This is a genomic window from Nitrosovibrio tenuis (genome assembly GCF_900109785.1).
In the GTDB taxonomy this organism is placed as follows: domain Bacteria; phylum Pseudomonadota; class Gammaproteobacteria; order Burkholderiales; family Nitrosomonadaceae; genus Nitrosospira; species Nitrosospira tenuis_A.
In genome coordinates, this window is the sequence record NZ_FOBH01000003.1 from 222,541 (window position 1) to 246,842 (window position 24,302).

General features: G+C 55.0%; 16 protein-coding genes. 5 read left to right on the plus strand and 11 right to left on the minus strand.

Going from position 1 to position 24,302, the window contains the following annotated elements; translation table 11 throughout:
• Nucleotides 1–2 precede the first annotated feature (2 nt).
• Nucleotides 3–557: a YMGG-like glycine zipper-containing protein gene (locus BMX00_RS05820; RefSeq protein WP_090828224.1), complete on the plus strand. Its 555-nt coding sequence runs from the start codon at nucleotides 3–5 to the stop codon at nucleotides 555–557.
• Between the two features lie 63 nt (nucleotides 558–620).
• Here the strand turns inward: BMX00_RS05820 and BMX00_RS05825 are convergent, their stop codons facing one another.
• From BMX00_RS05825 to polX, 3 genes are all read right to left on the minus strand, one after another.
• Entirely contained in the window at nucleotides 621–1,121 is a 501-nt protein-coding gene (locus BMX00_RS05825) for a hypothetical protein (RefSeq protein ID WP_090828060.1), read from the minus strand.
• A gap of 22 nt (nucleotides 1,122–1,143) precedes the next feature.
• Nucleotides 1,144–1,788 carry a phosphoribosyltransferase gene (locus BMX00_RS05830; protein ID WP_090828061.1) on the minus strand — a complete coding sequence of 215 codons (645 nt, stop codon included), beginning with the start codon at nucleotides 1,786–1,788 and terminating at the stop codon, nucleotides 1,144–1,146.
• Nucleotides 1,789–1,857: 69 nt separating this feature from the next.
• On the minus strand, nucleotides 1,858–3,639 hold the full coding sequence (polX, locus tag BMX00_RS05835) for a DNA polymerase/3'-5' exonuclease PolX (RefSeq protein ID WP_090828062.1): 1,782 nt from the start codon (nucleotides 3,637–3,639) through the stop codon (nucleotides 1,858–1,860).
• 251 nt (nucleotides 3,640–3,890) lie between these two features.
• On the opposite strand from polX, the gene BMX00_RS05840 reads away from it, so the two are divergent.
• Nucleotides 3,891–4,451 (plus strand): HPF/RaiA family ribosome-associated protein, encoded by a 561-nt coding sequence (locus tag BMX00_RS05840; RefSeq protein ID WP_090828063.1) that lies wholly within the window; start codon nucleotides 3,891–3,893, stop codon nucleotides 4,449–4,451.
• Between the two features lie 57 nt (nucleotides 4,452–4,508).
• Here BMX00_RS05840 and BMX00_RS05845 read toward each other — a convergent pair whose 3' ends face one another.
• The 3 genes from BMX00_RS05845 to BMX00_RS05855 all read right to left on the minus strand — a co-directional run bounded on the left by BMX00_RS05845 (nucleotide 4,509) and on the right by BMX00_RS05855 (nucleotide 11,540).
• Nucleotides 4,509–6,944 (minus strand): Lon protease family protein, encoded by a 2,436-nt coding sequence (locus BMX00_RS05845; protein ID WP_245727777.1) that lies wholly within the window; start codon nucleotides 6,942–6,944, stop codon nucleotides 4,509–4,511.
• A 240-nt stretch (nucleotides 6,945–7,184) separates the two neighbouring features.
• Nucleotides 7,185–9,848 (minus strand): cation-translocating P-type ATPase, encoded by a 2,664-nt coding sequence (locus BMX00_RS05850; protein ID WP_090828064.1) that lies wholly within the window; start codon nucleotides 9,846–9,848, stop codon nucleotides 7,185–7,187.
• 57 nt (nucleotides 9,849–9,905) lie between these two features.
• Complete coding sequence (locus BMX00_RS05855) at nucleotides 9,906–11,540, minus strand: bifunctional aminoglycoside phosphotransferase/ATP-binding protein (RefSeq protein ID WP_090828065.1); 1,635 nt, start codon at nucleotides 11,538–11,540, stop codon at nucleotides 9,906–9,908.
• Nucleotides 11,541–11,722: 182 nt separating this feature from the next.
• On the opposite strand from BMX00_RS05855, the gene BMX00_RS05860 reads away from it, so the two are divergent.
• On the plus strand, nucleotides 11,723–12,778 hold the full coding sequence (locus BMX00_RS05860) for a transporter (protein WP_218141502.1): 1,056 nt from the start codon (nucleotides 11,723–11,725) through the stop codon (nucleotides 12,776–12,778).
• Between the two features lie 95 nt (nucleotides 12,779–12,873).
• A complete protein-coding gene (locus BMX00_RS05865; RefSeq protein WP_245727779.1) occupies nucleotides 12,874–14,127 on the plus strand; it encodes a sialidase/neuraminidase family protein in 1,254 nt (417 codons plus the stop codon).
• Between the two features lie 57 nt (nucleotides 14,128–14,184).
• Here BMX00_RS05865 and BMX00_RS05870 read toward each other — a convergent pair whose 3' ends face one another.
• Nucleotides 14,185–15,288 carry an ADP-ribosylglycohydrolase family protein gene (locus BMX00_RS05870; RefSeq protein WP_090828066.1) on the minus strand — a complete coding sequence of 368 codons (1,104 nt, stop codon included), beginning with the start codon at nucleotides 15,286–15,288 and terminating at the stop codon, nucleotides 14,185–14,187.
• Between the two features lie 168 nt (nucleotides 15,289–15,456).
• Here BMX00_RS05870 and BMX00_RS05875 point away from each other — a divergent pair, with 168 nt between their 5' ends.
• Nucleotides 15,457–16,248: a dienelactone hydrolase family protein gene (locus tag BMX00_RS05875; protein WP_090828067.1), complete on the plus strand. Its 792-nt coding sequence runs from the start codon at nucleotides 15,457–15,459 to the stop codon at nucleotides 16,246–16,248.
• Nucleotides 16,249–16,369: 121 nt separating this feature from the next.
• Here the strand turns inward: BMX00_RS05875 and BMX00_RS05880 are convergent, their stop codons facing one another.
• Genes BMX00_RS05880 through BMX00_RS05895 form a run of 4 tightly spaced genes read right to left on the minus strand, consistent with a single transcriptional unit; the run spans nucleotide 16,370 to nucleotide 24,252 of the window.
• The gene (locus tag BMX00_RS05880; protein ID WP_245727781.1) at nucleotides 16,370–19,336 is read right to left on the minus strand and encodes an EAL domain-containing protein; all 2,967 of its coding nucleotides are present in this window, start codon (nucleotides 19,334–19,336) and stop codon (nucleotides 16,370–16,372) included.
• Nucleotides 19,314–20,423, minus strand: a complete 1,110-nt coding sequence (locus tag BMX00_RS05885; RefSeq protein ID WP_090828068.1) for a protein-glutamate methylesterase/protein-glutamine glutaminase — start codon at nucleotides 20,421–20,423, stop codon at nucleotides 19,314–19,316. The genes BMX00_RS05880 and BMX00_RS05885 overlap by 23 nt, the downstream gene beginning before the upstream one ends.
• The gene (locus BMX00_RS05890) at nucleotides 20,420–22,771 is read right to left on the minus strand and encodes a hybrid sensor histidine kinase/response regulator (protein WP_090828069.1); all 2,352 of its coding nucleotides are present in this window, start codon (nucleotides 22,769–22,771) and stop codon (nucleotides 20,420–20,422) included. The genes BMX00_RS05885 and BMX00_RS05890 overlap by 4 nt, the downstream gene beginning before the upstream one ends.
• A complete protein-coding gene (locus BMX00_RS05895; RefSeq protein WP_090828070.1) occupies nucleotides 22,768–24,252 on the minus strand; it encodes a HAMP domain-containing methyl-accepting chemotaxis protein in 1,485 nt (494 codons plus the stop codon). The genes BMX00_RS05890 and BMX00_RS05895 overlap by 4 nt, the downstream gene beginning before the upstream one ends.
• Nucleotides 24,253–24,302: the final 50 nt, after the last annotated feature.

Consider the following 24,302-nt stretch of genomic DNA (forward strand, 5'->3'; position numbering starts at 1 on the left):
TCATGCGCAAAATGTTCAGATTATCCACTTTGCTGGCAGCATTATCGCTGGGTGCCTGCGTAAGCATCCCTTCCGGTCCCAGCGTGATGGTTCTGCCAGGTTCCGGTAAAAATTTCGATCAATTCCGCGTCGATGACTTGAGTTGCAAACAGTATGCCACCGAACAGGTGAAGGGGATTACGCCGAATGAGGCTTCCATATCCAGCGGGGTAGGAAGCGCCGCTGTAGGCACGGCGCTCGGGGCGGCCGCAGGTGCGGCAATTGGAGGAGGAACCGGGGCCGCTATTGGTGCGGGCAGTGGTTTCGCGCTGGGCGGACTGACGGGAAGCAGTAGTGCCAGGGCTTCAGGAGAGATAGGTCAGCAACGCTATGATATGGGTTATGTGCAGTGCATGTATGCCAAAGGTCATCGTGTGCCCATAGCGGGACAAATTATGGACAACTCTGCCGCCGGTGGCCGTGGACAAAGTATGAGTTCTCCTCCTCCCCCGCCACCCACAGGCAATCCGCCTCCTCCACCGCCTTCAGGCTACTCACCCCCACCGCCGCCAAGATGAAGCGGGACATAGAATGGCAGTGGAATGCCAGTGAGTAGAGTACTTCGGGGCGCGGATTTGCAATTACTCATAGCGTAAAAACTGCTCTGCCAAGGCGTCTTCACCGTGGCGCCTGATCAACGCTTCAATCTCTGCAAGCAGGGTTTCATCTTCATCATCTTCCAGATCGCCGTCACCGACCAGCTTAGCGGGCAGACCTGAAGCGATTGCATCTCTGATAGCTCCGAGAGTGGGCGGATTTTCCCGGTTTTCGTCGCCCAGTACCGCATCGATCACTCGGGATAGCGGTTCGCTTGCGTTACTCTCCGCGAAATCGATGGCAAGCACATCACCGCCATATTCCGCAATCAGTGCGTCGAGCTCATCAAGTAGGGATTCATCAATGTCGAAGTGATGCAATCTTTCCGTCTCATCCAATGAAGGGGGCAGCAAGCCCGCTATAAAGGCGCGCACCGAAGCGAGCGTTACGGGTTGCTCGGCATCCGGGTCGGCTACCCGGCTTTCGATCAGCGATGAAAGATTGGGGCTGACGCGAGCGGACACATCAACAGGATAACGAATCATGGCTTTTCTCCTCGGCGTTAACCTAACGCGTGGATGGGTGACGTTCAGCGGAAAGCAGAGCAATAACCTCTTCGTCCGTCACCTGCGGAAACTCCCGGTAGAATTGAGCTACTGCCTGAAAATTAAGGGGAGAGGACAGGCACACGACGCGATCCGCATGGTCGCTCACTTTTTCCACCGTATCGGGCGGCGCTACGGGAACTGCGCAAATCAGCTCAGCCGGATTCTTTGCCCGGAGCGCATGCAGTGCCGAAATCATGGTGGAACCGGTAGCAAGTCCATCATCCACCACGATCACGATACGCCCCGCTGGGTCGATGGGCGGGCGCACTGGAGTGTACTCGTTGCGGCGCTGCCGTATGGTTTCGAGTTGCCGGGCAACTTCTTTTTTTATATATTCTTTGCTCGCTCCTACTCGCTCGGCGTAATCCGCAACGTAAACCCAGCCGGACTCATCCACTGAACCAACGGCAAACTCAGGATTGCCGGGTGCTCCCAACTTACGCACAAGTACCACATCGAATTCTCCATTCAGCTCATCGGCAATGATCTTGGCCATTGGCACCGCGCCCCGGGGAATTGCCAGAACCAGGGGATTTTTACTGCGGTATTCGGAGAGCGCCGTGGCAAGCTGCCTGGCTGCCGCGGTGCGATTTTCAAATATCATAGGCACCTCCAATGTATGTCTGTTCCGCACGGGCCCGCGCCAATGGATTAAGCCTTTGTCCAGCCTAATTCATATTTTCTCGTTATAGCGGTAGGTAGATGTCTTCCTGCCTGCTACTGTGCTTTCCTTATGGGTCCGGTTAATGAAGGCATTCAGCTCGCTGAGCGGACGAGCGTTGAGCACGTGTTGTTTTTCCAGCCAGCCACGCCGCGCCTGGCCGATGCCGAAGCGCAGGTTATCGAACTGAAAAGTGCTGTGCGCATCGGAATTGATGCTGACCAGCACGCCTTCCTCCTTCGCCATCTGGCAATAAGTATCAAGCATGTCGAGGCGATCCGGCTGGCTGTTCAGTTCCAGGAAACAGCCGCGGCGACCTGCTTCACGAATGATACGGGGCATGTCCACATCGTAAGGTTCGCGCTGTTGGATAAGCCTTCCGGTCGGATGCGCGAGCATGGTGAAATGCGGATGGTTCATGGCGCGCAGTATTCGGTCAGTCTGTCTCGCTCGCGAGAGCTCGAATTTGCTGTGTACGGCACCCAGAACCAGATCGAGTTTTGCCAGGACATGGTCGGGCAGGTCGAGGTTGCCATCTTCCAAAATATCCACTTCGATCCCCTTGAGCACCGTAATGCCTTCCAGCTCCTGGTTAAGGGCATCGATTTCAGTACACTGCCGTGCCAGCCGCAATGGGTCGAGACCGTGTGCGACGGTAATGCGGCGTGAATGGTCTGTGATGGCAATGTATTCCCAGCCATGCGATCTGGCTGCAAGCGCCATTTCACGCAGTGTATTGTGGCCGTCAGTCGCTTTGGTATGGACATGCAAATCCCCTCGCAAATCGCTCAGCTCCACCAGGCGGGGTAGGAGCCCCCCGCGTGCCATCTCGAGTTCGCCGCGGTTTTCCCGCAATTCAGGCGGGATATAAGACAGCCCGACGGCGCGATAGATCGAATCCTCACTTTCGCCCGCAATACGGGTCGTGCCTCGGTATACGCCGTATTCGTTGATTTTCAGTCCGCGTTTTTGTGCCATGTGCCGGATGGCAATGTTATGTGCCTTGGAGCCGGTGAAGTAGTGAAGGGCGGCTCCGTAACTTTCATCGGCTACTACGCGCAGATCGACCTGCATGCCGCATTTGAGGATGACGCTGGCGCGCGTGGAGCCGACCGCCAGCGTTTCGGCGATTTCATCATAGGTTAAAAAACGCTGCATTACAGCGCCAGCAGATGTTGCCGCCGCGACGATATCGAGATCGCCGACTGTCTCGCGCATGCGCCTGTAACTGCCAGCAATAGTTATCTGCGTGACTCCAGGCACCCCTTCCAGGAAGGCTTTTAACGCTTCGGCATATTGTGCTGCCACCGCCAGCTTGAAGCGGCGTACCTGATTGCCGTGCGCTTCAATCGCCTGCAGGATTTTGAGTTCCATTTTTTCGCCAAAACCGGGCAATGCGCAAATACGACCGTCTCGAGCGGCGCAATAGAGTTGCTCAACGGTTTGTACGTCGAGATCGTGATAGAGATGCCTGACGCGCTTGGGGCCCAGACCCGGTATTCTCAGAAGCTCAGCGACTGCGGGAGGGAATTCCGTGCGCAGACGTTCCAGCAATCCGCACCGATTGGTAGAGATGATTTCTTTTATCTTGTCGGAAAGGTCGCGGCCGATCCCCGGAAGGGTTGTCAGATCCTCATGCTTTTCCAACAGTACGTATGCTTCGGTGGCAAGCTGGCCAATAGTGCGCGCGGCATTTCGGTAGGCGCGTATGCGGAATGGATTTGCTCCCTCGATTTCCAACAGGTCGGCAATTTCCTCGAAGACGGCGGCAATGTCGGCGTTATGGCTCGGCATGGGATATTAACGGGGACTTAATACTCGTTTTGACATTTATCAACGGCGCCATACGGTTTTTCATCCCTTTCAGTCTAGTACATTCCAGGGAATCATCCACTTTGACGGGGTGGGCTGGAGGTGGCTCCTGAAGCTACTATAATGAATTATGGTTGCGCCAATGCGCCGTTTGACATGCAGAAGCCATCCGTCCAGCCTGTTCCATCGGAATAGCCGACAAACAGGAGTCATCTCATCCAGAGGAAACACTTATGAATTTCATATTCCAGATTACTGCGCGCGATGTACCTCATTCTGAAGCACTGGAGAGTCACGTCCGGCAAAAAGCGGAGAAGCTTGCGGCGTTTTACCCGCATATCATGAGTTGCCGGGTAGTGATTGAAGTTCCCCACAAGCACAAACATCAAGGCCGCGCATTCAATGTGCGCCTCGATATCACCGTGCCGGGTAAAGAAATGGCGGTGAACCGCGAAGCGGATGAGGACGTGTATGTCGCGCTGCGCGATACCTTCGATGCCGCCAAGCGTCAACTCGAGGACTACGGGCGTCGCCAGCGCGGCAATATCAAGGCGCATGCGCCCGTGTTGCACGGCAGGGTAAAACGCCTGGTTCCAGGGGAGGGTTACGGTTTTATCGAAACACCGGCCGGGCAGGAATTATATTTTCACAGCGACAATCTTGCCGGCCATGATTTTGACAAACTGGCGGAAGGCAGCGAGGTCCAGTTCCTGGAGGATATTGGCGGCGAGGGTTTTCAGGCAAAACGTGTAAGCACCGGCAAACATCACGGTGGAGAAGGAGAGGAGGGATAATTCTGACGACATAAATCGAATTATCTGCTTTTGAATCAGGCAGGGCAGTATCTGGATTTACGCCGGAATACTAAACCCGATTTTCCTCCTCTTCCGATTTTTTTGAGACCGTCGCATAAATGACTTGCTGATCTCGGTCAGTTCGCTCAGCCGCGCCGCAACGCTGCGATTGATGCTTCCCTCGGAATATTCGCCGTTTGCGGCGAGCTCCCCGGCTGGCAAGCCGGTCAAGATCGCAATAGCCTGATCCACGTGTTCAATGGCATATATCCGGAATTGCCCCGCCGTGGCAGCCGCTACCACATCTTGGCGCAGCATCAAATGCTTGACGTTGGCGGAAGGGATTATCACACCCTGTTCTCCGGTTAATCCGCGTGCCGCGCAGATATCGAAGAATCCCTCGATTTTTTCGTTCACCGCGCCGATCGCCTGCGCCTGGCCAAGCTGGTTTACCGAGCCGGTCACTGCCAGCGATTGCTTGACCGGCGCATTGGCCAGATCGGAAATCAGCGCGCACAATTCAGCCATTGAGGCGCTATCGCCTTCCACCGCGCCATATGATTGCTCGAACACCAGGCTGGCGGAGAGCGCCAGCGGCTGGTTCCTAGCATAACGTGCTGCGAGAAAAGAGGACAGGATCAGCACGCCCTTGGAATGGATAGGGCCGGAGAGCTTCACTTCCCGTTCGATATTGACGAGTTCGCCTTCACCAAATCGCGTCGTGGCGGTAATGCGGGTTGGCTGGGCAAAGGCGAAACTGCCCAGCTCAATTACCGAAAGACCGTTGACCTGTCCCGCTACCGCACCCTGCGTATCTATCATTAAAGTACCGCGCAGGATCGCTTCATGCAGCCGATCTCTCACGCGGTCCTGGCGGCGAATTTGGGCATCGATTGCTCGTTGCACGTCGCCGGCGGCCACCGCTTCGTGATCCGCTTCACGGGCCCAGTAATTAGCCTCGCGCAGCAGATCGGCCACGCTGCGCATATGCGTGGATAGCCGCTCAGAATCGCCCGCCAGACGCGCACTATGCTCGACGATTCTTGCCACCGCGTCGCGATGGAAGGGCAACAGGGTGTCCTTGCGAGCCAGCGTCGATACCAGGCGGGCATACATCAGAAGAGTATCTGCATTGCGCTCGATGTGCTCCTCAAAGTCCGCCGCAACCTTGAACAGCTCTGAGAAATCGGGATCGTATTCCTGCAACAGGTAATAAAAGATGCGATCGCCGAACAGGACTATTTTGACATCCAGGGGAATAGGCTCCGGCTCCAGCGATACAGTGCTGATCAGGCTGTACATCTGCCCTGGAGATTCAATACGAATTTCGCGCGACTGCAATGCTCGCTTCAGGCCTTCCCAGGCAAATGGTTGCAGCAGCACCCTGCGTACATCCAGCAGCAGGTAGCCCCCGTTCGCGCGGTGCAGGGCGCCCGGTTTGATCAGCGTGAAATCCGTGACCAGGGCGCCGAGATGGGCGAGATGTTCCACACGCCCAATAAGGTTGGTGTAGGTGGGGTTTTCCTCGGTTATGATGGGTGCTCCGGATTTTTTGCCATTCGAAACCAGTACGTTCACCTCATAATTGTGGAAACGGTGACCCGCAAAAGTCATGGCGGAAATGTTCGCGGACTCCTCTTTTTTTCGAAAATTCTCCACATGTTCGACCATGTCCTTTTGCACATCGTCGAAATAGTTCAGCACCTCGGGCAGATCGGCATAGCTGGCGCGTAATTCATCTATCAGATGCCCGACCGCAGACAGCGCAATTTCCCGGTTGAATTGTTTGATGCGTTCGCTGCGCTCTCGTCGCCATTGCGGCATGTGGCTTAGAATCTTTTCAAGTCGTTCCTGTAACCCGGCGATGGCGGCCTCTATCCGCTCCTTGTCCTCTTCCTGCAGTTTTTCATATTCCTCCGGCGCAATCACTTCATCGTTCCGCGTCGGCGCGAATGCAAACCCCTCTGAAGTGCGCAGCAGGGCTATTCCCTGCTTTTCCGCGTCATCGCTCAACCCCTTGATTATCTGCTCCTGTTGCTTCTGAAACTCCGCCTGAATTGCTGCAACCTTTGCGCGATACTCATCGCTCTCGAATAGCGTGGGGATCGCGCTACGCAGATAATCCACCAACTCCTCCATATCCCGGCGCAATTCGGTGCCCCTCCCGAAGGGCAGTCTGAGTGCCCGGGGGCGGTGTGGCTGACTAAAGTTATGGATATAGCACCAGTCGTCCGGCTTATGCGCATCGCTGGCTTTTTTTTCCAGAAACTGGCGCACGGCGCTGCGTTTGCCCATGCCTGAAGGGCCGAGCACAAAAAGATTGTAGCCTTCGTGGCGGATGCCGGCGCCAAAGCGCAGCGCATCCATGGCGCGTACCTGTCCGATGATTTCCGTCAGATCTTCCAAATCTGCCGTGGTGTCAAATTTGAACTGATCCGGATCGCAGGGGTGGTGCAGCAGTTTGGGGTCTAGGGGAGGAAAGATTGTTGGCAAAGGTCGGCTTGGGGCTAATCTACAGGCGAGGCGTGCTCGATGAACGATTTATTCAGAGGTTTGTTCAATAATAGCTCACGCAATGGCTTCGTGCAGCTTCAAGCATAAATCGTGCTAAGCGTCTTATTGCACACCGCCCTGAGAACGTGTTTCTGGCTGGCTCCAACTGCTCTCTTTCAATATAAGAGTCGGCCGAAAACCGGTGCAAGTCGGGTATTAATCCGTTTTTCCTACCGATGATCAGACTGGTTTGGAGAAACGTCGCAATAACACCTTGCGCAACTCGTCTAGAGCGAGCATGGCAAAGGCAAACGGGATAGCATGTAGCCAGACAGCGGCGCTTATAGGCGCAGTACCGAACAAACTGTTGCCCAGGGGCGTGTAAACAATCAACAGGATCAAGGTAATTTCCAATGCGATACCCAGCAGCAGCAAGCGATTGGCAAACCATGGGAAATGAAAAACGGATTCTCTGGGGTGACGGCAAAGAAATACATTCATCACCTGCATCACGATAATGGTTGACAGGCATGCAGTGGTGGCCTGCAGGTACAGCGTACTATCGGAATCCAGTGGTTGCCCGTAGTGCCAGCCGCCCCCGTGTAGCACATAAAAGAACGCAGCCATCGCCGCCGCCGCTTCCAGCAAGCCCAGAAAAAGATAAGCACGCAACAATAGCGGCCAGCTCAGCAGCCGCTCGCTGCGCGCGCGCGGCGGCCTGCGCATCACGTCATCGCGAGGCGCCTCGGCCCCCAGCGCCAATGCGGGTAGCATATTAGTGCCGAGATCAACCGCGAGGATTTGCACGACAGTGAGGGGCAAAGGGATTTTGAACAGAGCGAATGCCAGATACGGAATGAGCTCGGGAACAAGCGAGGTAAAAATATATGTCATGAATTTGCGGATGTTTTCGAACACCGTCCGGCCTTCCTCGATCGCCGCGACAATGCTGGCAAAATTGTCATCGAGCAAGATGATGTCGGCAGATTCCTTGGCAACGTCCGTGCCGGAGATACCCATGCTGATTCCGACGTCTGCAGCTTTCAGCGCTGGCGCATCGTTGACGCCGTCGCCGGTTACCGCCACGATTTCGCCCTTGTTCTTCAACGCTTGTACGATGCGGATTTTCTGATCCGCACCTACCCTGGCAAAGATGATTTCCTCTGCATCCAATGCCAATTGAAGCTGGATTTGTGACATGCGCCTTAATTCATCGCCACCGATGACGCGCGGGTTTCGTGCGAGCCCAATTTGGAGGGCAATGGCCTGGGCGGTGCGGGGATGATCTCCCGTTACCATGATCACCTTGATGCCTGCCCCGCGGCAACGGGCAATTGCTGCGGGGACCTCCGCTCGGGGCGGGTCTTCTATCCCAACCAGCCCACATAGAATCAGCTCTTCCTCCAGATACTCTCGCGCAGTGTCTGGACCAATTTCGCGATAAGCCAGCGCCAATACACGGAGTCCCTGCTCCGCCATATTTTCCTGGGCCTGGATCAAGCGTTGCCGGTGCGTGTCATCCAGAGCCTGTATTTCGCTGTTAACATGAATGCCGGTGCATAGCGGCAGCACAGTCTCCAACGCGCCTTTACAATACAGCACAGTGCCGCCGGGTGTCTGGTATAAAACAGAGAGGCGCTTGCGGTCGGTATCGAACGGGATTTCATCAATACGCTTATAGTCGGGGTTGGCCGTGATTGCCGTACGCGCCAGCTCAAGCAATGCGATTTCCATCGGGTCGCCGAGCAAGACCTGCTTATTCTGCTGCTCGCCTTGTTTCAGGTTGTGGCAATATATCGCGACGTCAAACAATGGACTGCCATGCAATTGCGCGGTATCGGCCGGCAGGTAAAATTCTCCGGACAAGAAAACCTTTTCCACTGTCATGCGGTTCCGTGTCAGGGTTCCTGTTTTATCGGTGCAGATTACTGTGGTTGAGCCCAATGTTTCCACTGCGGGAAGGTGGGACACGAGGGTGTTTCGTTTCGCCATGCGCTGGGTTGCCATGGCTAGAGCCAGAGTCACGGTGGGCAGCAAGCCTTCCGGGACATTGGCGATGATGATCCCGATAGCGAAAATCAGGCTCTGCCAGAAAGGCATATGCAGCCACATGCCAACCAGGAAAAATACCGCACCGATGAGCGCGGATAGCATGGCGATGAACCGGCTCAGGCGGATGATCTCGAGTTTCAGCGGTGAGGGTGCTGCGCGTGTCGTCTGGGTTAAATGTGCCAGCTTGCCGAATTCGCTATGCATGCCAGTAGCGTACACCAGCGCCTTGGCTTCGCCTGACACCATGGTGGTGCCGGCGAGTAATACATTGCGGCTGTTCTGCACGTCATCCTCGCTGGAGGGTTCCGAACCGCGTGCTTGAGGCAACGGTTCTCCCGTAATCGTGGCGTTGTTGACACGTACGCCGAAGGCTTCGACCAGGCGGCAATCCGCCGGAACCGCATCTCCATCCGCAAGCAGGATGACATCTCCCGGCACCAATTCCAACGCCGGTATTTGGTTGATTCCCCCGTCGCGCATTGCTTTCACTTGCTGGGGTAGCAGATTACGCAGCGCGGCCACTGCCTCGTGTGCATGGTATTGCTGCCAGAATGAAAACAATCCGTTGATGACGATCACGCCGACGATGGCATAGCCCAGCGTGGCCATGCCCTGCCCTGGGTCGCTCCATTCCGCGACAAACGCCAGCATGGCCGCAAGCCACAGGATCAGCGCAAAAAAATGGGTAAACTCTTTGGCAAAAGTTACCAGCAGCCCCTCTTCGCGAACCTCCTCCACATGATTCGGACCATATTCCTGCAGTCGTCTGCGGGCCTCATGCTCGGGCAATCCCTTCAGACTGCTGTGCAGACTGGCAAAAGTTTGTTCCACAGTAAGCTGATGGATTTTCATTATCTGGGGCGCCAGTCCATTTCATCGCTTCGCATTCGGATGAGAATTGCAGTAGATTTATTGCCTTGATAGGGATAGCAATTGATCCAGTCTCTTCCAGGCAAGAAGATCATCCGCAATCGGATTTGCGTCATTGATGAACTCCACTGCGCAGGTGCGTTCCCGCGGTGTCAACGTCTGCTGATGCATCTGCAATTTTTCCAGCACGGCAAGGTCGGCCTCGGATGCGTCATTCGACGCTCCCTGCCGCTCCATGATGCGTGCACGTAAGGTGGCTGGGCTGGCGTGGAGCGATGCAATCACAAACGGCACTTTCAGCTCGTATGCGAGTTGGTGGAAATGTTCACGCTCGTCCTCTTTAAGAAAGGCGGCATCCACAATCACCGGCACACCTGCGGCGAGCAGTTCTCGCGCCAGTTCATGAAGCCGTGCGTAGGTGAGCCGTGTTGCTTCTGCGCTGTAAATGCTTATCGGGTGAGAACGGCTGTCCGCCAGAGGCGATAATCCGAACAACCGCTTGCGCTCCACATCCGCGCGAATGCGTATTGCCTGCAGCCGTTCGAGCGCCTTTTGTGCAAAGAAGGTCTTGCCCGACCCCGGCAAGCCGTGTGTGATAATCAGCGCAGGGCGGTGCTGAGCTAAACATTTCTCTGCCAGCGCAAGAAAATTGCGGCACCTTTCCACCGCCTCTGTCCTGGCTGGAGTTGAAAGGTTCGTTTGTCCGGCGCGGATGGCGCTGACCATGGCGCGCACCGTGGCCCGATAGGCGATATAGAAACGCAGCAGAGGTATTCCCCGATAATCGCCAGTAGCTTCCAGATACGCATTCAAAAAACGATAGGCGAGCTCAGGGAGCTTCACGTGCAGGAGGTCCATGACTGTGAAGGCGACTTCGCTCATTACATCGATCCAGCGCAGCCTGGGATCGAATTCAATGGCATCGAAAGGAGTTGGCTGGTCCCCAATGAGCACTATGTTTCCCAAATGCAGATCGCCATGGCATTCACGCACGAAGCCCTGCTCATGCCGCCGCTCGAAATGCGCTTTGCGCTGGACGTATTCGCGCTCGCTGGCCTGGTCCAGCGTAGCCACGAGTTCTTTGTATTGCCTGCCGCCTAACGAAATCCGCAACTGTTCGAAAACCCGCAATACCGCCGAGTGGATGGTAGCAGCCGAACCAAACGTCGAATTTATTTCCGCTGGAGGCAGGTTGACATGAAAGCGGGCAATGGTCGCGGCCAAGCTGTCGATATGCCGGGGCAGGAGCTTGTCGCGCGCAGCAAGCTTATCCAACTCATTCGAGACTGGAAAACGCCGCATCCTGACAGCGTACTCGATAGCGGGCTGCACGCCGAACTCGGGCGTTTGCAGCGTGCCGCCGATAGGAACAACGTCGAGATATATCTTCGGAGCCAGACGCCGGTTAAGCCGAACCTCTTCCTCACAATAAAAATGGCGCGATTCCAGGCTGACAAAATCCAGGAAGCCCAGATTGACCGCTTTTTTTATTTTGTAAGCATAGCGCCCCGCCAGAAGGACCCATGAAATATGCGTTTCCATCAGCCCAATTTTTTCCGCCGCGTGAGGATAGCAACGCCCATCCATTAAGGCGGCGATCAGCCTGCTCTGGGAATATCCATCGGTGTGCGGAGGATCAAGGCGCGGTTCCGGTCGACTGGGGTTTTGGGGCATCCTGCTTGAGTCCTGATTAATTCCGGCACAACCGAGGGTGATCAGATTATCTTAATCATAGTACCGCCAGCGATAACTCACTGGCATTCCTGAGGTGCGACAATTTGTCGCATCACCTTATGTCCCGAAAAGGTTTATTCTTCTGCCACCATAATGGGTATGGCAGCAACCAGCAGAGACGAATGACCTTACTTGTCAAGATCATAGGTTATCGAGACAACATGGGACAGCTAAGACTTATTTCGGCAACAATTGTCGCCTCGGTCTTCACTGTTCATGCCGCCACGGCTCTTGCCGATCACGGCTCTCTGGGTTTCGGAATAGGCACAGCATCTCCGATCATCACTCAAACCGGCATAACGCTTCCTGTCGGTATGTGGGCAGGTGGTTTGATTACTCAGTTCACCAGTTTTAATCGTGCCTCGGACGCGACACTTCTCGATTTGAAGAATAACGCGATTGACGACGCACACGGCGATGTTCATAGCGTCAACTCCATGATACAGCCATCGGTATTTGCGGCCTATGGCGTGACCGACAACCTGACTCTCGGTATCAGGCTTCCCTATGTGCAGCGTTTCGGTGTTCGCTCACCGAACGATAATGGCGATGCGGTCAACAACCAGGGCAACCCGGGCGGTTTTGGGGGCGTGTCGGTGTTCAGCCAATATCGGTTTTTTCATACTCTCGATAATCTGAACCATCTCTCTCTGGTTGTAGCGCTCAAGACTCCCTCAGGCATGAGCCATGTCAAAACCAACCAAGGTGACCGTTTTGAAACGCACCATCAACCTAATAGTGGCGCGTGGAGTCCCTCCGTTGGATTTTCCTTCACGAGGGCCATGGGGAAATTCTCATTTGATAGCAGCGTCCTGTATACGGTGGCGACTACCGGGTCGCAAAAAACCGATCTCGGCGATACCTTCGATTATAACGTTGCGCTTTCCTATGCTTTTATAGGTGTGGCGAGAAACAATTTATTTGTCGACAGCAACAACGCGCCGTGGACAGCCGTTCTGGAACTCAACGGCATGTGGCAGGATCGTCAAAAAACTGCCGGTCTGATCGATCCGAACTCGGGCGGAAATACCATTTTCATTTCGCCAGGCATCAGATACGCTGGCGGCAAGAACTGGAATACCGCATTGTCGATAGGCACACCGATAGTCAAAGATACGAATGGCTATCAGACACCGCCGGATTACCGGATCACTTATCGCCTGGTATTTTCATTCTAATGCGAAGCAGACACTGTTGTGGATTTCAACCAAATATAATAAGAGCGTCTGGCTGATTGACACTTATGGAAAGGAGTGCCCTCATACATCACAAAGTGACCGCAAACAGACTTAGAAGGTGTTTATCGCTGAGTTACCGTCAACTGCTCGGCTGCCTGTTGCTGATCGTCGCAATGGCGTTCAGCACTGCCAGCTACAGCGATCACGATCGATTAACAGCCGGAAAGGCGGATTACTCGCATTATCCACGAGGCGGTGGTCTCGCCGTCACTGCCGCTTTTGGTCCTGATGGCCGGTTGTGGCGCATCGTGCCCGAGAAACGGCATGTTTATGTGGATTATTCAACCGATCTGGGGAAGACCTTCAGCGTGCCTGTACGCGTTAATAATGAGCCACAGCGCATCAAGGTAAGCGGAGAGAATCGGCCCGGCATTACCGTGGATCGTTCGGGCAAAATCTACGTAACTTTTGCCGCGGAGGCCACTCAGCCGATCGCCCAATACTTCAGTGTATCCAGCGACGATGGGCAAAGCTTTTCAGCGCCAGTACCCTTGAGCGATCAAGCATCTGGTGCAAATTCCTTCGAAGGCCGGTTGGCGTTGAGTCCGTCGGGAAAGCTTTATAGTTTCTGGCTGGACGAACGCGACCGCACCGATTGGAGACAGCCGGGCAATGCAATATATTTCGCCACCATTGACGGCCAAGGCGGGGTTAATCTCGTCAATCGAAAGCTTTCCGGCACTGTTTGCGAATGCTGCCGTATGGCGGTTTCGTTTGATAACGAAGACTTGCCTGTTTTACTTGCACGTTTAATTTATCCGGGCGACATCAGGGATCATGGCCTGATCAGGGTGAGGAATAATGGAGAAGCACCCCTTGCATGGCGGGTGACATTTGATCAATGGGAGCTCAAGGGTTGCCCGGAACACGGACCCGCGATTTCCATTAGCACTGACGATCGATATCACATCAGTTGGTTTACGCAAGGCAGTGCCCGCCAGGGATTGTTTTATGCCTACTCCTCCGACCGGGGGCAACACTTCTCAAGTCCCGTGCCGTTTGGTATGCCTGGAAGATTACCCAGTCATCCGGATATCCTGGCCCAGGGAAGACATGTCGTTCTGACCTGGACCGAGTTTGACGGCGATAAGACCTATCTCATTGTCATGCAGTCGAGCGATGGCGGCCAGACATGGCTTCAACCTCAAACAATTGCTGAAAGCAAAGCCAGCACAGACTTTCCATTTCTGCTGGGTAGTAGCAAAGGCGTTTTCGTGTCCTGGAACAGCAAGAAAGAGGGCTATCGCCTGATCAGAATAGATCCGATTGTTTTGTCGCAAGCGAACTGAATTTCGGGATCAATCTTCGCAGCAAGCGCTGTAGGATGATCCGCCTGACACCGAGCTTTATGATATTTTGGGCTTGGGATCTGATGCTGAATTGCCGACGTTGGAGGCGAGATCCAGGGCGAGGCGTTTGAGTGTTTCGCCTTCGTCCAGGCCATCGAGGAATCGTTGTGGAATGCCCGATAGCCCGGTTTGAGCGCCGACGAGCGCGCCAGTCAAAGTGGCGCGCGCCTGGTTTTCGCCGCCGCCATTTACGGCGTGGAGCACAGCCGATGCAAAATCGTTCGGAAAGCGCGCAGCGAGATGGTAGGCTGCGGGAAGCTGATGATAAATGGCGCAGGTCATGCCGTAAACGATGGAGACTTTCCATGCGGGCTCTATGCGGATATCCGGGTCCACCGCGGCCGCGGCCACATACGAGGGTGTTAGCAGGGCGTCCGGAGAGACGAAATATCCGCTTTCGCGCGGATGGTCCTCCTGAGGCGGCTGCAGGTCGGTATGCGCCATCGTATGGAAAGGTAGTTTCCCCGCACTTGCCAATCGCATGAGCTTGCCGGAAAGGCTACTGTTGAGCTTGTGTCCCTGCACCAGGAGACCCAATACCGCCCCGTACGCCACAGTCAGGGCAACCACGGTATCGTCGATCTGGGTAAGCCGTGTATTGCTGGAGATGGCGGCTGCCAGTTCCTGCGGCTGGAAGGCGTACCGAACCGCCAGGGCGAGCGTGCGCCCTACCGCTTCGGTGGTGTCGGCCTGGCCTCCCGTTTGCCCCCAAGGCAGGTTCTGCTGGACACGCTTGCGCCAGGCGTCGCGGATCGACTGCTGGGTGTATCCGCCCGGTCCGTTCACAGGCATGCCGTTGAGCAAGGGGAATATTTCCTTATCCAGGCGCCGGCAGAAATCCGCTTCATCATAGCCATCGCGCTCGACGAGCGAGCGCAGCATGAGCCGGAGAATGATGCCTCCCTGGGAGAGCTGGCCCGCCTTGAGTCCACTATGGTAGCGGCCGAGCTTGGGGTCGGCATAGGTCGTGATCCAGTCGCCGTAGTCGCGGCGGAGCGCCGCAAGGTCGTAGTACCAGTGGGGGCCAAGGCCTAAGGCATCCCCGATAAAGGCGCCCATGATGGCACCGGCGGCGCGATTCTGGACGGCGGAATCCGACACAATCCGATCTCCTAAATAAAATGGCGCAGACGTGCACGCCTGACTGGCAAAAAAATGGGCGAGTCCATATTCCCTGCAAATCTGGTCATATACTGATTTAACAATAGTACACTCAAGTAAATTCACAACAGTATAAAATCGAACTGATCACTCACAGGTGGCTCTATCATGAACAAATTTGTATTCATCGTCATGTTGTTATTCTTGAGCTCGGGAGCACAGGCAATGGTGCAGGGAAAAGAAGTGACCTATAGCAGTAATGGGCAAACATTGAAAGGATACATCGCATATGACGATGAAATAAAAGGCAAGCATCCTGGCGTGCTGGTCGTGCACGAGTGGTGGGGGCACAACGAATATGCCCGCAAGCGGGCGAGGATGCTGGCTGAGTTGGGCTATACCGCTTTGGCGCTGGATATGTACGGAGACGGAAAGCAGGCTCACCATCCGGACGAGGCCGGCAAATTCTCAGGCGAGGTAGCGAAGAATTTGCCGCTGGCTAAAGCGCGTTTTGAAGCGGCGATGAAATTTCTCAAACAACAGAGGAACGTGGACGCCAACAATATCGCCGCGCTGGGTTATTGTTTCGGTGGCAGCGTCGTGCTGCAAATGGCCCGCTTGGGCGAGGATTTGAAAGGCGTGGCCAGCTTCCATGGCGGCCTGGCAACACAGACCCTCGCCCAGCCAGGCAAGGTAAAGGCCCGCATTATTTCTTTTACCGGAACGGACGATCCGATGATACCGCCCGAGCAGGTAGCGGCTTTCAAGCAGGAAATGGAACAAGCCGGGGTGGAGTATAAGGTCGTGACATATCCCGGCGTCAAGCACAGCTTCACCAACCCGGCTGCGGACGAAAATGGCCGCAAGTTTAATCTTCCGCTTGCCTATGATGCGGCGGCGGATGCCGCGTCCTGGGAAGAGACCAAGCGTTTCCTGGCTGACGTATTCAAGTCAGAGTGAAACCGCCATTTAAAGGCGACGGTCCTTACAGTCCCTTCTTCGCCCGGAAAGCCAGGTCTGGGTACTCGGCCATGGAGAGAGCTCCTGTATTTTCATTACATCTCATTGGTTGAACCAGCCTTCACTGACGAGGCGGCGTTGAAAGAGTTTTTTTTTGCCGCAGAAATTCCTCGACCTTGTCGCTCGTAACGCCGGGACTGAACAGGTATCCCTGCATGTCATCGCAATTGAGCGCCCGCAAAAGCGAGGCCTGCTCATGGGTTTCAACCCCCTCCGCAATCACTTTCAGGTTCAGGGAATGCGCCAACGATATGATGGTGGAAACAATCGTAAAATCATCGTGATTCGTACCCATATTGATAATGAAAGCACGATCTATTTTCAATACGTTGACGGGCAACTTGGCTATATAGCTGAGTGAGGAATAGCCAGTACCGAAGTCGTCTATCGCGACTTCGATATTCATTTCACGGATGCGCCTGAGCTTTTGGATATTCGCTTCTATATCCTGCATGATTACACTTTCGGTAATCTCAAATTCCAGGCCGATCTCCACGTCTTTGGCGGCTTCCACGACGCTTGCTACCATCTCGACGAAATCGTTCTGTCGTAATTGAATGGGCGAGACGTTTACGGCAATCTTGGGCGGATTTAACCCCATGGCTTGCCATTTCCTGTAATCCGATATCGCCTTGCCCAGCGCCCAACGACCCGCCTCAAGAATCATCCTGGTTTCTTCGAGCAAAGGAATGAAACTCAGCGGAGGAATAAGGCCGATTTCCGGATCGCGCCAGCGCATCAGTGCCTCCAGGCCGCTGATTTGTCCGGTTTTCAGGTTAACTTTCGGCTGGTAGTGCAGTACCAGCTGTTCCTGCTCCAGGGCTTGCCGCAGCTTGGTTTCAAGCTTCAGCTTTTCCGTGATGCGGGCATTGAACTCAGGTGCATAAAACAGGTGTCTGTCGCCGGAAAGCTTGGCCCTTTTCAGCGCTGTTTCAGCATGCCGCAAAAGTGTATCGGTATCTCGGCCGTCGCCAGGATAAGACGACGTGCCTGCTCTGGCGGAAACGTGCAGCTCCTGACCTCCTATCAGGAAAGGCTGGTTCTGGATTTCAAGCAAAACTGTATCCAAAACATGGGCAATGGTTGTACTTTCTCCTTCGTGCGAGGTGGCGATAGCAAAATGATCTCCCGAAAGATGGGCCAGAATATCTGTTTCAGCGAGCAACTGTCTCAATCGTTGCGCGAGCTGGCGTAACAGGCTGTCTCCCGCCTGGTGGCCAAGCGACTCGTTTATGCTGCTGAATCGCTCGAGGTCAAGAATAATTACAGAAAGTACCTCATGGTTGTGTTCACCGGTTCTGATTCGCTGATCGACGCGGTCGAGGAAGAGTGCTCGATTAGGAAGATCCGTTACCGCATCAAAGAAAGCCAGGTAATTAATGCGTTCCTCTTTTTTCAAGTGATCCATAGCGAAAGAAATGTCGCCGGCCATCTCAATCAACAGCCTCATTTCCTCTTCATCGAAGAATCCTGTTTCAGGCGCATAGAGCGCGAACATGCCGATCACCTGCGCATCCAGGGTTAACGGCAACACCACCATGGAGTGATAGCCTTGCTCTAGCGCTGCGGCATGGGACGCATGCATGCGCTTGTCAGTAAGATCGTTGCAAATCGCTGGCTGGGCCTGCGTTAGCGCCTGCGCTATTAACGATGAGTTTCCGGGGGATTCAATCACATTATCCAAGCTGAGCTGTGACAGATAGCCATCGTCCCGACCCGCCTGTGCCATCGGTGTGACATTCCCTGTATGTGCATCGAACCTCCCGATCCAGCCAAACACAAATCGGCCGTGATCCACCGCGATACGGCATGCGTCGTCGAAAAGCTCCTGGATTTCCCGAACGCGCACGATAGTGGTGTTTATACCGCTTAACACGCTGTAAATCCGGTTGAGCCGGACAATTCTGGTCTCATACTCTTTACGCAGCGAGATTTCCGTGGTGAGCGCGGCAGTACGCTGTGCGACCAGGTGTTCCATCTTTTCATGCAGCCAGGCACGCTCCAGCGCAATGCTTACCTGATGCCCGATCCCGTAGAACATTTCCAGTTCATTTTCCTTGAAAGGGTCTTGTTGGGTCCCCATCAGGTTGAGAATGCCTCGGTTCCGATTACGTATCCGCAAGGGGACACTGGCGTGGCTGGTTGACTTGCTGGCATCTGCTCCCGGTTCCATAAGCTGCTTGCAACCGACAATAGTGGTAACCTGGGCTAACTCCCCTGCGAGAAAACGTCGCTGACATTCGCATACCCCATCAGTCGTATTCATAGCCGACAATGTGGAGGGTGCGACGCGCGCCGCAGCCAGTCGAAAAGTGTTGTTGTTTTCCAGGTAGAGCCACCCTGCTTGTAACCCGGGGAGCTCCATGGCGTACTCAAGTGCTTTTTCACATACCTCACGTTCGGTTACCGCCTGGTTCAAACCCTCGGCGATACGGTAAAGGCCGTTAAGCAAGTGATTCGAGTGTGCCAGCTCCACCTGCCGTGCATGCAGTTCGTTGTTGAGACGGATCGCATCCTCATAGATTGAGATCAGCAAATCCAATATCTGCTGGCGTTCGGCGGTTATAAAATGCTTTTGCCCCCCCAGATAAATCTCCATTCCCATCTGCATCTTCTGATTCTTGCGTAATGCCAGATTCATAAGCAGATAGCTGATGCGGGAAAGGAGATATTCGCCATCATAAGGCTTGCGGATGAAATTATCCGCACCGCATTCCAGCCCTTTCATGATATCCCTGATATCCGAAAGCGAGGTGAGCAGGATTACGGGTATATCCTTGAGCTGCTCATCATGTTTGATTTGCCCGCATAGCGTGTACCCATCCATCTCGGGCATCATCACATCACTGACAATCAATGCGGGTTTTCGCCGCCGAGCCGCTGCGAGGGCTTGCTTACCGTTTGGCACGGCTACGACGGAATAGCCGTGCTCCTCAAGCAGGTATCGCAGTTTTTCCGCTTGGGTTGGGCTGTCCTCCGCAATCAAAATCTCAGCGTTGCTGGGCTTATTTTGAATGTCGTAAGTCACGCTCTAATTTCTCCCTATGGTTCACAAGATTCGTTAGCGCTGCGGCAATCTTCTCCAGCGGTAAGATCAGCATCGCAGCATCCAGCTTGATAGCCTCGCCTGGCATGCCGTGCACCACGGAACTATCCTTATCCTGGGCAAACGTAATTGCGCCACGCTCCTTGAGCAGTTTCAGGTCCTTCGCTCCATCGCGTCCCATGCCGGTCAATAAACCGGCCACGGCGTCGGCGCCATAGACCTCGGCAACAGCACGGAAGAGGTATGAAATTGAAGGCCTTAGCCCATGCTCGGGATCATTTTTTGTCAGGGCGATCTTTCCTTCGCGTTCTACCTTCATCTGGTATTCGTCGGGTGCGACGTAGACATGCCCGGGCAGGAGTGACTCGCCGTGCGCGGCGACACGGACAGGCAGACGAGATGAATTCGCCAGCCAGCGGGCGAAACCCCTTATAAACCCCGGAGACATGTGCTGGACGATTAAAATCGGGACCGGGAAGTCTTTTGGAAGTGACGCCAGGATAGTCTCGAGTGCCGGCGGACCGCCGGTCGAGGCGCCGATGGCGACAATTCTTGGTTTTGCCGATTCGCGTGCCAACCTCGCGTTTTCGGAGAGGGAAGTTTCGGCGCGGGGAATTTCAGGGCGCGGAGCGGGTGCCGCGGTCCGCATGCCCGGCCACCGTCGTATCACCCTCACCTCCGACATCAGTTTTACGGTCTGTACCATATCTTGAGCCATGGCTTCATGGTCGGGATGGCCGATGCCAGCCGGGCGACGCAGCACCGCCAGCGCGCCGGCATCCATTGCATTAAATGTCGTCGCGACTTCAGAGGGATCTTCGGTACCGCTTACGATAACAATGGGTGTCGGTTCCGTTTCCATGATGGCGCGTGTAGCGTCAAGCCCGTTCAGTTTGGGCATGTGGATGTCCATCGTGATGACGTCCGGTCGTTGGCGACGCACGGCACGGAGGGCTTCCTCACCGTCACATGCTATGCCGACAACCCTGATGTCGGGGTCGGAGTTGAAAATGTGAACAAGGAATTCACGCACTACCGGCGAGTCATCCACTACCAGGACCTTGATCATGACTGTTGCGTTGACGATGTGCCAATGAGCCGCTGTATGACCTCCAGCAGATTGCTCTGATCGAAGCTGCCTTTTACGATGTAGGCGTTGGCGCCAGCATCGATACCGCGCTCGCGGTGTTCGCGTGACTCCAGTGCCGTGACCAGCACGACGGGCAGCCCCGAGAATTGCTTCTCGGCGCGTATCTGGGCTGTGAGGCCAAAACCATCCATACGCGGCATTTCCACATCCGAGACAACTAAATCGAAGGCGCCTGTCTTGAGCGTCGTATAACCGTCCACTCCATCCACGGCCGTGCTGACACGGTAGCCTGCCGACTCCAGGATGTTTTTGAGCAATACGCGCGAAGTGATCGAATCCTCTACTACAAGAATCGATTGTTTTTTTGCTTTTTCTTCCTTTGGGGTCGACAAAGGGCTAGCAAATTCCGGTGCCGAAGCGGGACGCTTCACAGCCGATTTGAGTAGATCGGCTGTGTTGAGCACGGGCGCTACCCTGCCGGACCCCAGCACGCTGGCGCCCGCGATATTGCGTACCCTGATCAAAGGCCGAACCAGAGCTTTGACCAGCACCTCTTGCTCACCAATAATCTCTTCCACTAAAAACGCCACGCGAAGGAGACGTGACCCGAGCACTACAACCGTTGCGCTGTCCGTGGGTTCGACGGATACCGCACGACGAGGTAATTCAAGTACATCGCTCAACCAGACGAGAGAAACCGGCTGCTCATCCACAAGGATGGTGGCCCGGTTTTCGACGGTTCGGATTTCTTTATAGGGAATCCGGACCACTCGCTCGACACTCGTGGAAGGAATAACAAATAGCTGCTCGCCCGCATGAACAAGGACTCCTCGAAAGTTTGCCAGCGTTCGCGGGAGGGAAATATGGAAAGCGGTTCCCTCAGCAGGTTTTGATTTCACCGCGATACTGCCGCCCAGGTGCTCGACTTTTTCACGGACAATCGCTAGCCCGAGTCCACGTCCGGATATATCGGTGACGATGGGGCTGGTTGTGACGCCCGATTGAAAGGCGAGTGCCGCTGCCTCCAGGTCGCCCAGTTGTTCCGCCTCGTCGGTGGAAACAACGCCGAGCTTGCAGGCTGCGGCTTTCACCATGGTGAGGTCCAAGCCGGCTCCATCATCGGCAACGAGCACCTCAACCGTACTGCTGTCTTTTTGCGAGCATGCTAATGTAATGGTTCCATGGGGCGGTTTGCCCCCGGCTACGCGCACGGGCGGTTGCTCAATACCATGATCAATGCAATTACGCACGAGGTGGATAAGCGGATCTTTCATCTCTTCGAGGATGTGCCGATCTATCTCAAGCTCGCTTCCTTGAATCACCGTTTCCAGGCTTTTACCCTGCTCGCGTGCCAGTTCGCGCGAGAATCGGGGGAGAATCCCCAGCAATGACGCGAATGGCAATAACTGCATCTCCTTGACATCCTGTCGCAGGGTGTCGGTCATGCCGACAAGCATGCGCTGATCCTGCTCGGCTGCATGCTGAAGCCGCGCCAGCTGATCCTCAAGCATCTTCATCTGGACTTGCTCGGCATCAAGATACTTAAGGAGCTTGGGGAGCTCATGTATTGGAAGGGAGCGATTGGCATCCGTGCCACTGCTCGTCAGCTCGCGATCAACAACACGCAATACCGGTTGAATTTGAAGCCGCTGTTTCTTCCATGTTGCAAGTGTTGTAGTTGCGTGGCCGAGCTCCTGCGCTCGGTGACCGACCGCCATGCACGGCAGCAAAAGCTCCTCAACCTGGCGCATCACCATGTCGAGTTTTTCGGCGGAAACCCGTACAGTGGTTGATGCCCGGCTGGGAGGAGAGCTTGATGCCGCACGCGCGCCGGGCTGGGTTGGCGTATTGTCGGTCGGTAGCCCAACCTGAGGTGGCGATACGGGCGTCGAAGATACGGGCAGGGAAGGTTCGGGCGACGGCCTTCTCAACGCGTCGTCGAGCTGCCGAATGAGTGGGGCTACCGCAGGTTTGCGTGCGCTGGCCTCGCCGTCGTCACTGGCAAGAAGCCCCTCTAGCGCGTTGGTTGCCTGGAGCAGCAGGTCGATCAACTCCGATGAGATGACCAGGCGCTTGTCTTTCGTTGCTGAAAATATGTTTTCCAGAGACCGGCAGACTGCTTCGACATGCGTGAGATTCACGGCTCGGGCAGCGCCTTTCAGACTGTGGGCGGCCCGAAAAATGGCTTCAATAAGAGCAGATTGCTCAGCCACAGGTGTTTTTTCCAGCGCAAGCAGCCCCGAAGCCATAGTCTGAAGATGCGCATCCGCTTCAACACGAAACGTTACGAGCAGCTTTTTCAGAAGCTCATCATTCTTGTTTTTCATGGACGTCGCACAGGCTCGGTATCGAAATCCTTGCCGCCTACCAAAGTCTTCAGCCTGATCCCCATCTCGTAGAGCCCCTGCGCTGCCAGTTCCGCCTGCCTCGTACCCGCTACGTTCTGTTCGCTCGCCTCCTTGATGTTGTTCATTGCCACTACTACCTGATCCATGCCAACCATTTGCTGGTGGCTGGACGCCGCAATCTGGGTGGCCGCCTGTGACGCCTCATTGATACTTGTCGATAGCAGCCTGATTGCTTCATCGGTCGCTGCGGATTGTTTCACGCCCGCTTCTACTGCTTTGTTGCCCTGTTCGGTAGCGAGAACCGCGATATTGGTCGCCTTCTGGATGTCGCCAAGGATCGTCCGCACCTGTCCGGTGGCCTGCTTCGATTGCTCGGCAAGGCTTCTGATCTCGTGCGCCACCACGCCGAAACTCTTGCCTTGTTCTCCGGCCCGGGCAGCCTCAATGGCCGCATTAACCGCGAGGAGATTCGACTGCTCAGCCAAGTCATTGACGGTGGCAATGATCTGGCCGATGGCATGGCTCTGCTCGGATAGTTGGACGATGCTTTCGGCGATAGACCCCATCTGTTCCCGGATACGGTGCATCCCATGAATAGCTTCTTCTACCGATTTGCGTCCCGCCTGGGAGACATTCGAAGCTTTCTGCGCGCTGTCGGAAACATACTTGGCCTTCTGGCTTGCATGCTGTGCGGTTTGCTTGACCTCTTCCACCGTGGCGGTCGTCTCGCTCACCGCGGCTGCGGTTTCAGCTGCGCCTGAGGCTACCTGCGTGGTAGTGGCAAGAATCTCGGCCGAGGACGCCGACAGTTGAGCGATACTTTCCCGAAGTTCGCGGGTAATGACACGGCTTAGATGAAATCCAATCGTTAACCCGACAATAACGGCAAACAGGGCGGCCATTATCAGTGTCAGCGTATAAAAACTCACTTTCTCGTCAAGTTCGGCCCTTGCTTTTTCCAGCAGCTTCGCCTGTCGTTCATAGAAACGCGTCGCCTTCTCGATGAGTGCCATGCTTCGAGGACGAAACTCCTTGATAGTATAGGCGAGTGCCTCTTCATCCTTTTTTTCCAGTGCCAGCCGTACGGAATTTTGCTGAGCCTGCTGCAGTTGCTGCTGAAGCGTTTCGAGATTATCCACCAGGGTGCTTCCTTCCCCGGTATTCATCAGGCTGCGCATTTTCTCAAAGGTCTGCTTGAACTTGCGGTCATTCTCGGCCAGAAAAATTTGATTCGGCTGCTGTAGTTCCGGATAGAGCAAAATACCGCGGACATACGTCTGCTGGGCAAAGGTAGTGGCCCGCAGTTCATTGGCGGCCTCCAGGAGCCGCTCATCTACATTGAGAAAATGGTCGTACGTTGCCTGTGTCTGTTTAAGCGCAAAAAAAGCAACGCTGGTTACGAGCACGAGCAGTGACAGTATGGCTACGTAGCCCCCGATTATCTTCTTGCTAATGGTCATTATTTTTCCTTCGAAGCTTGGATCTTGTCGCAAGGATTGTCATGGTAGTT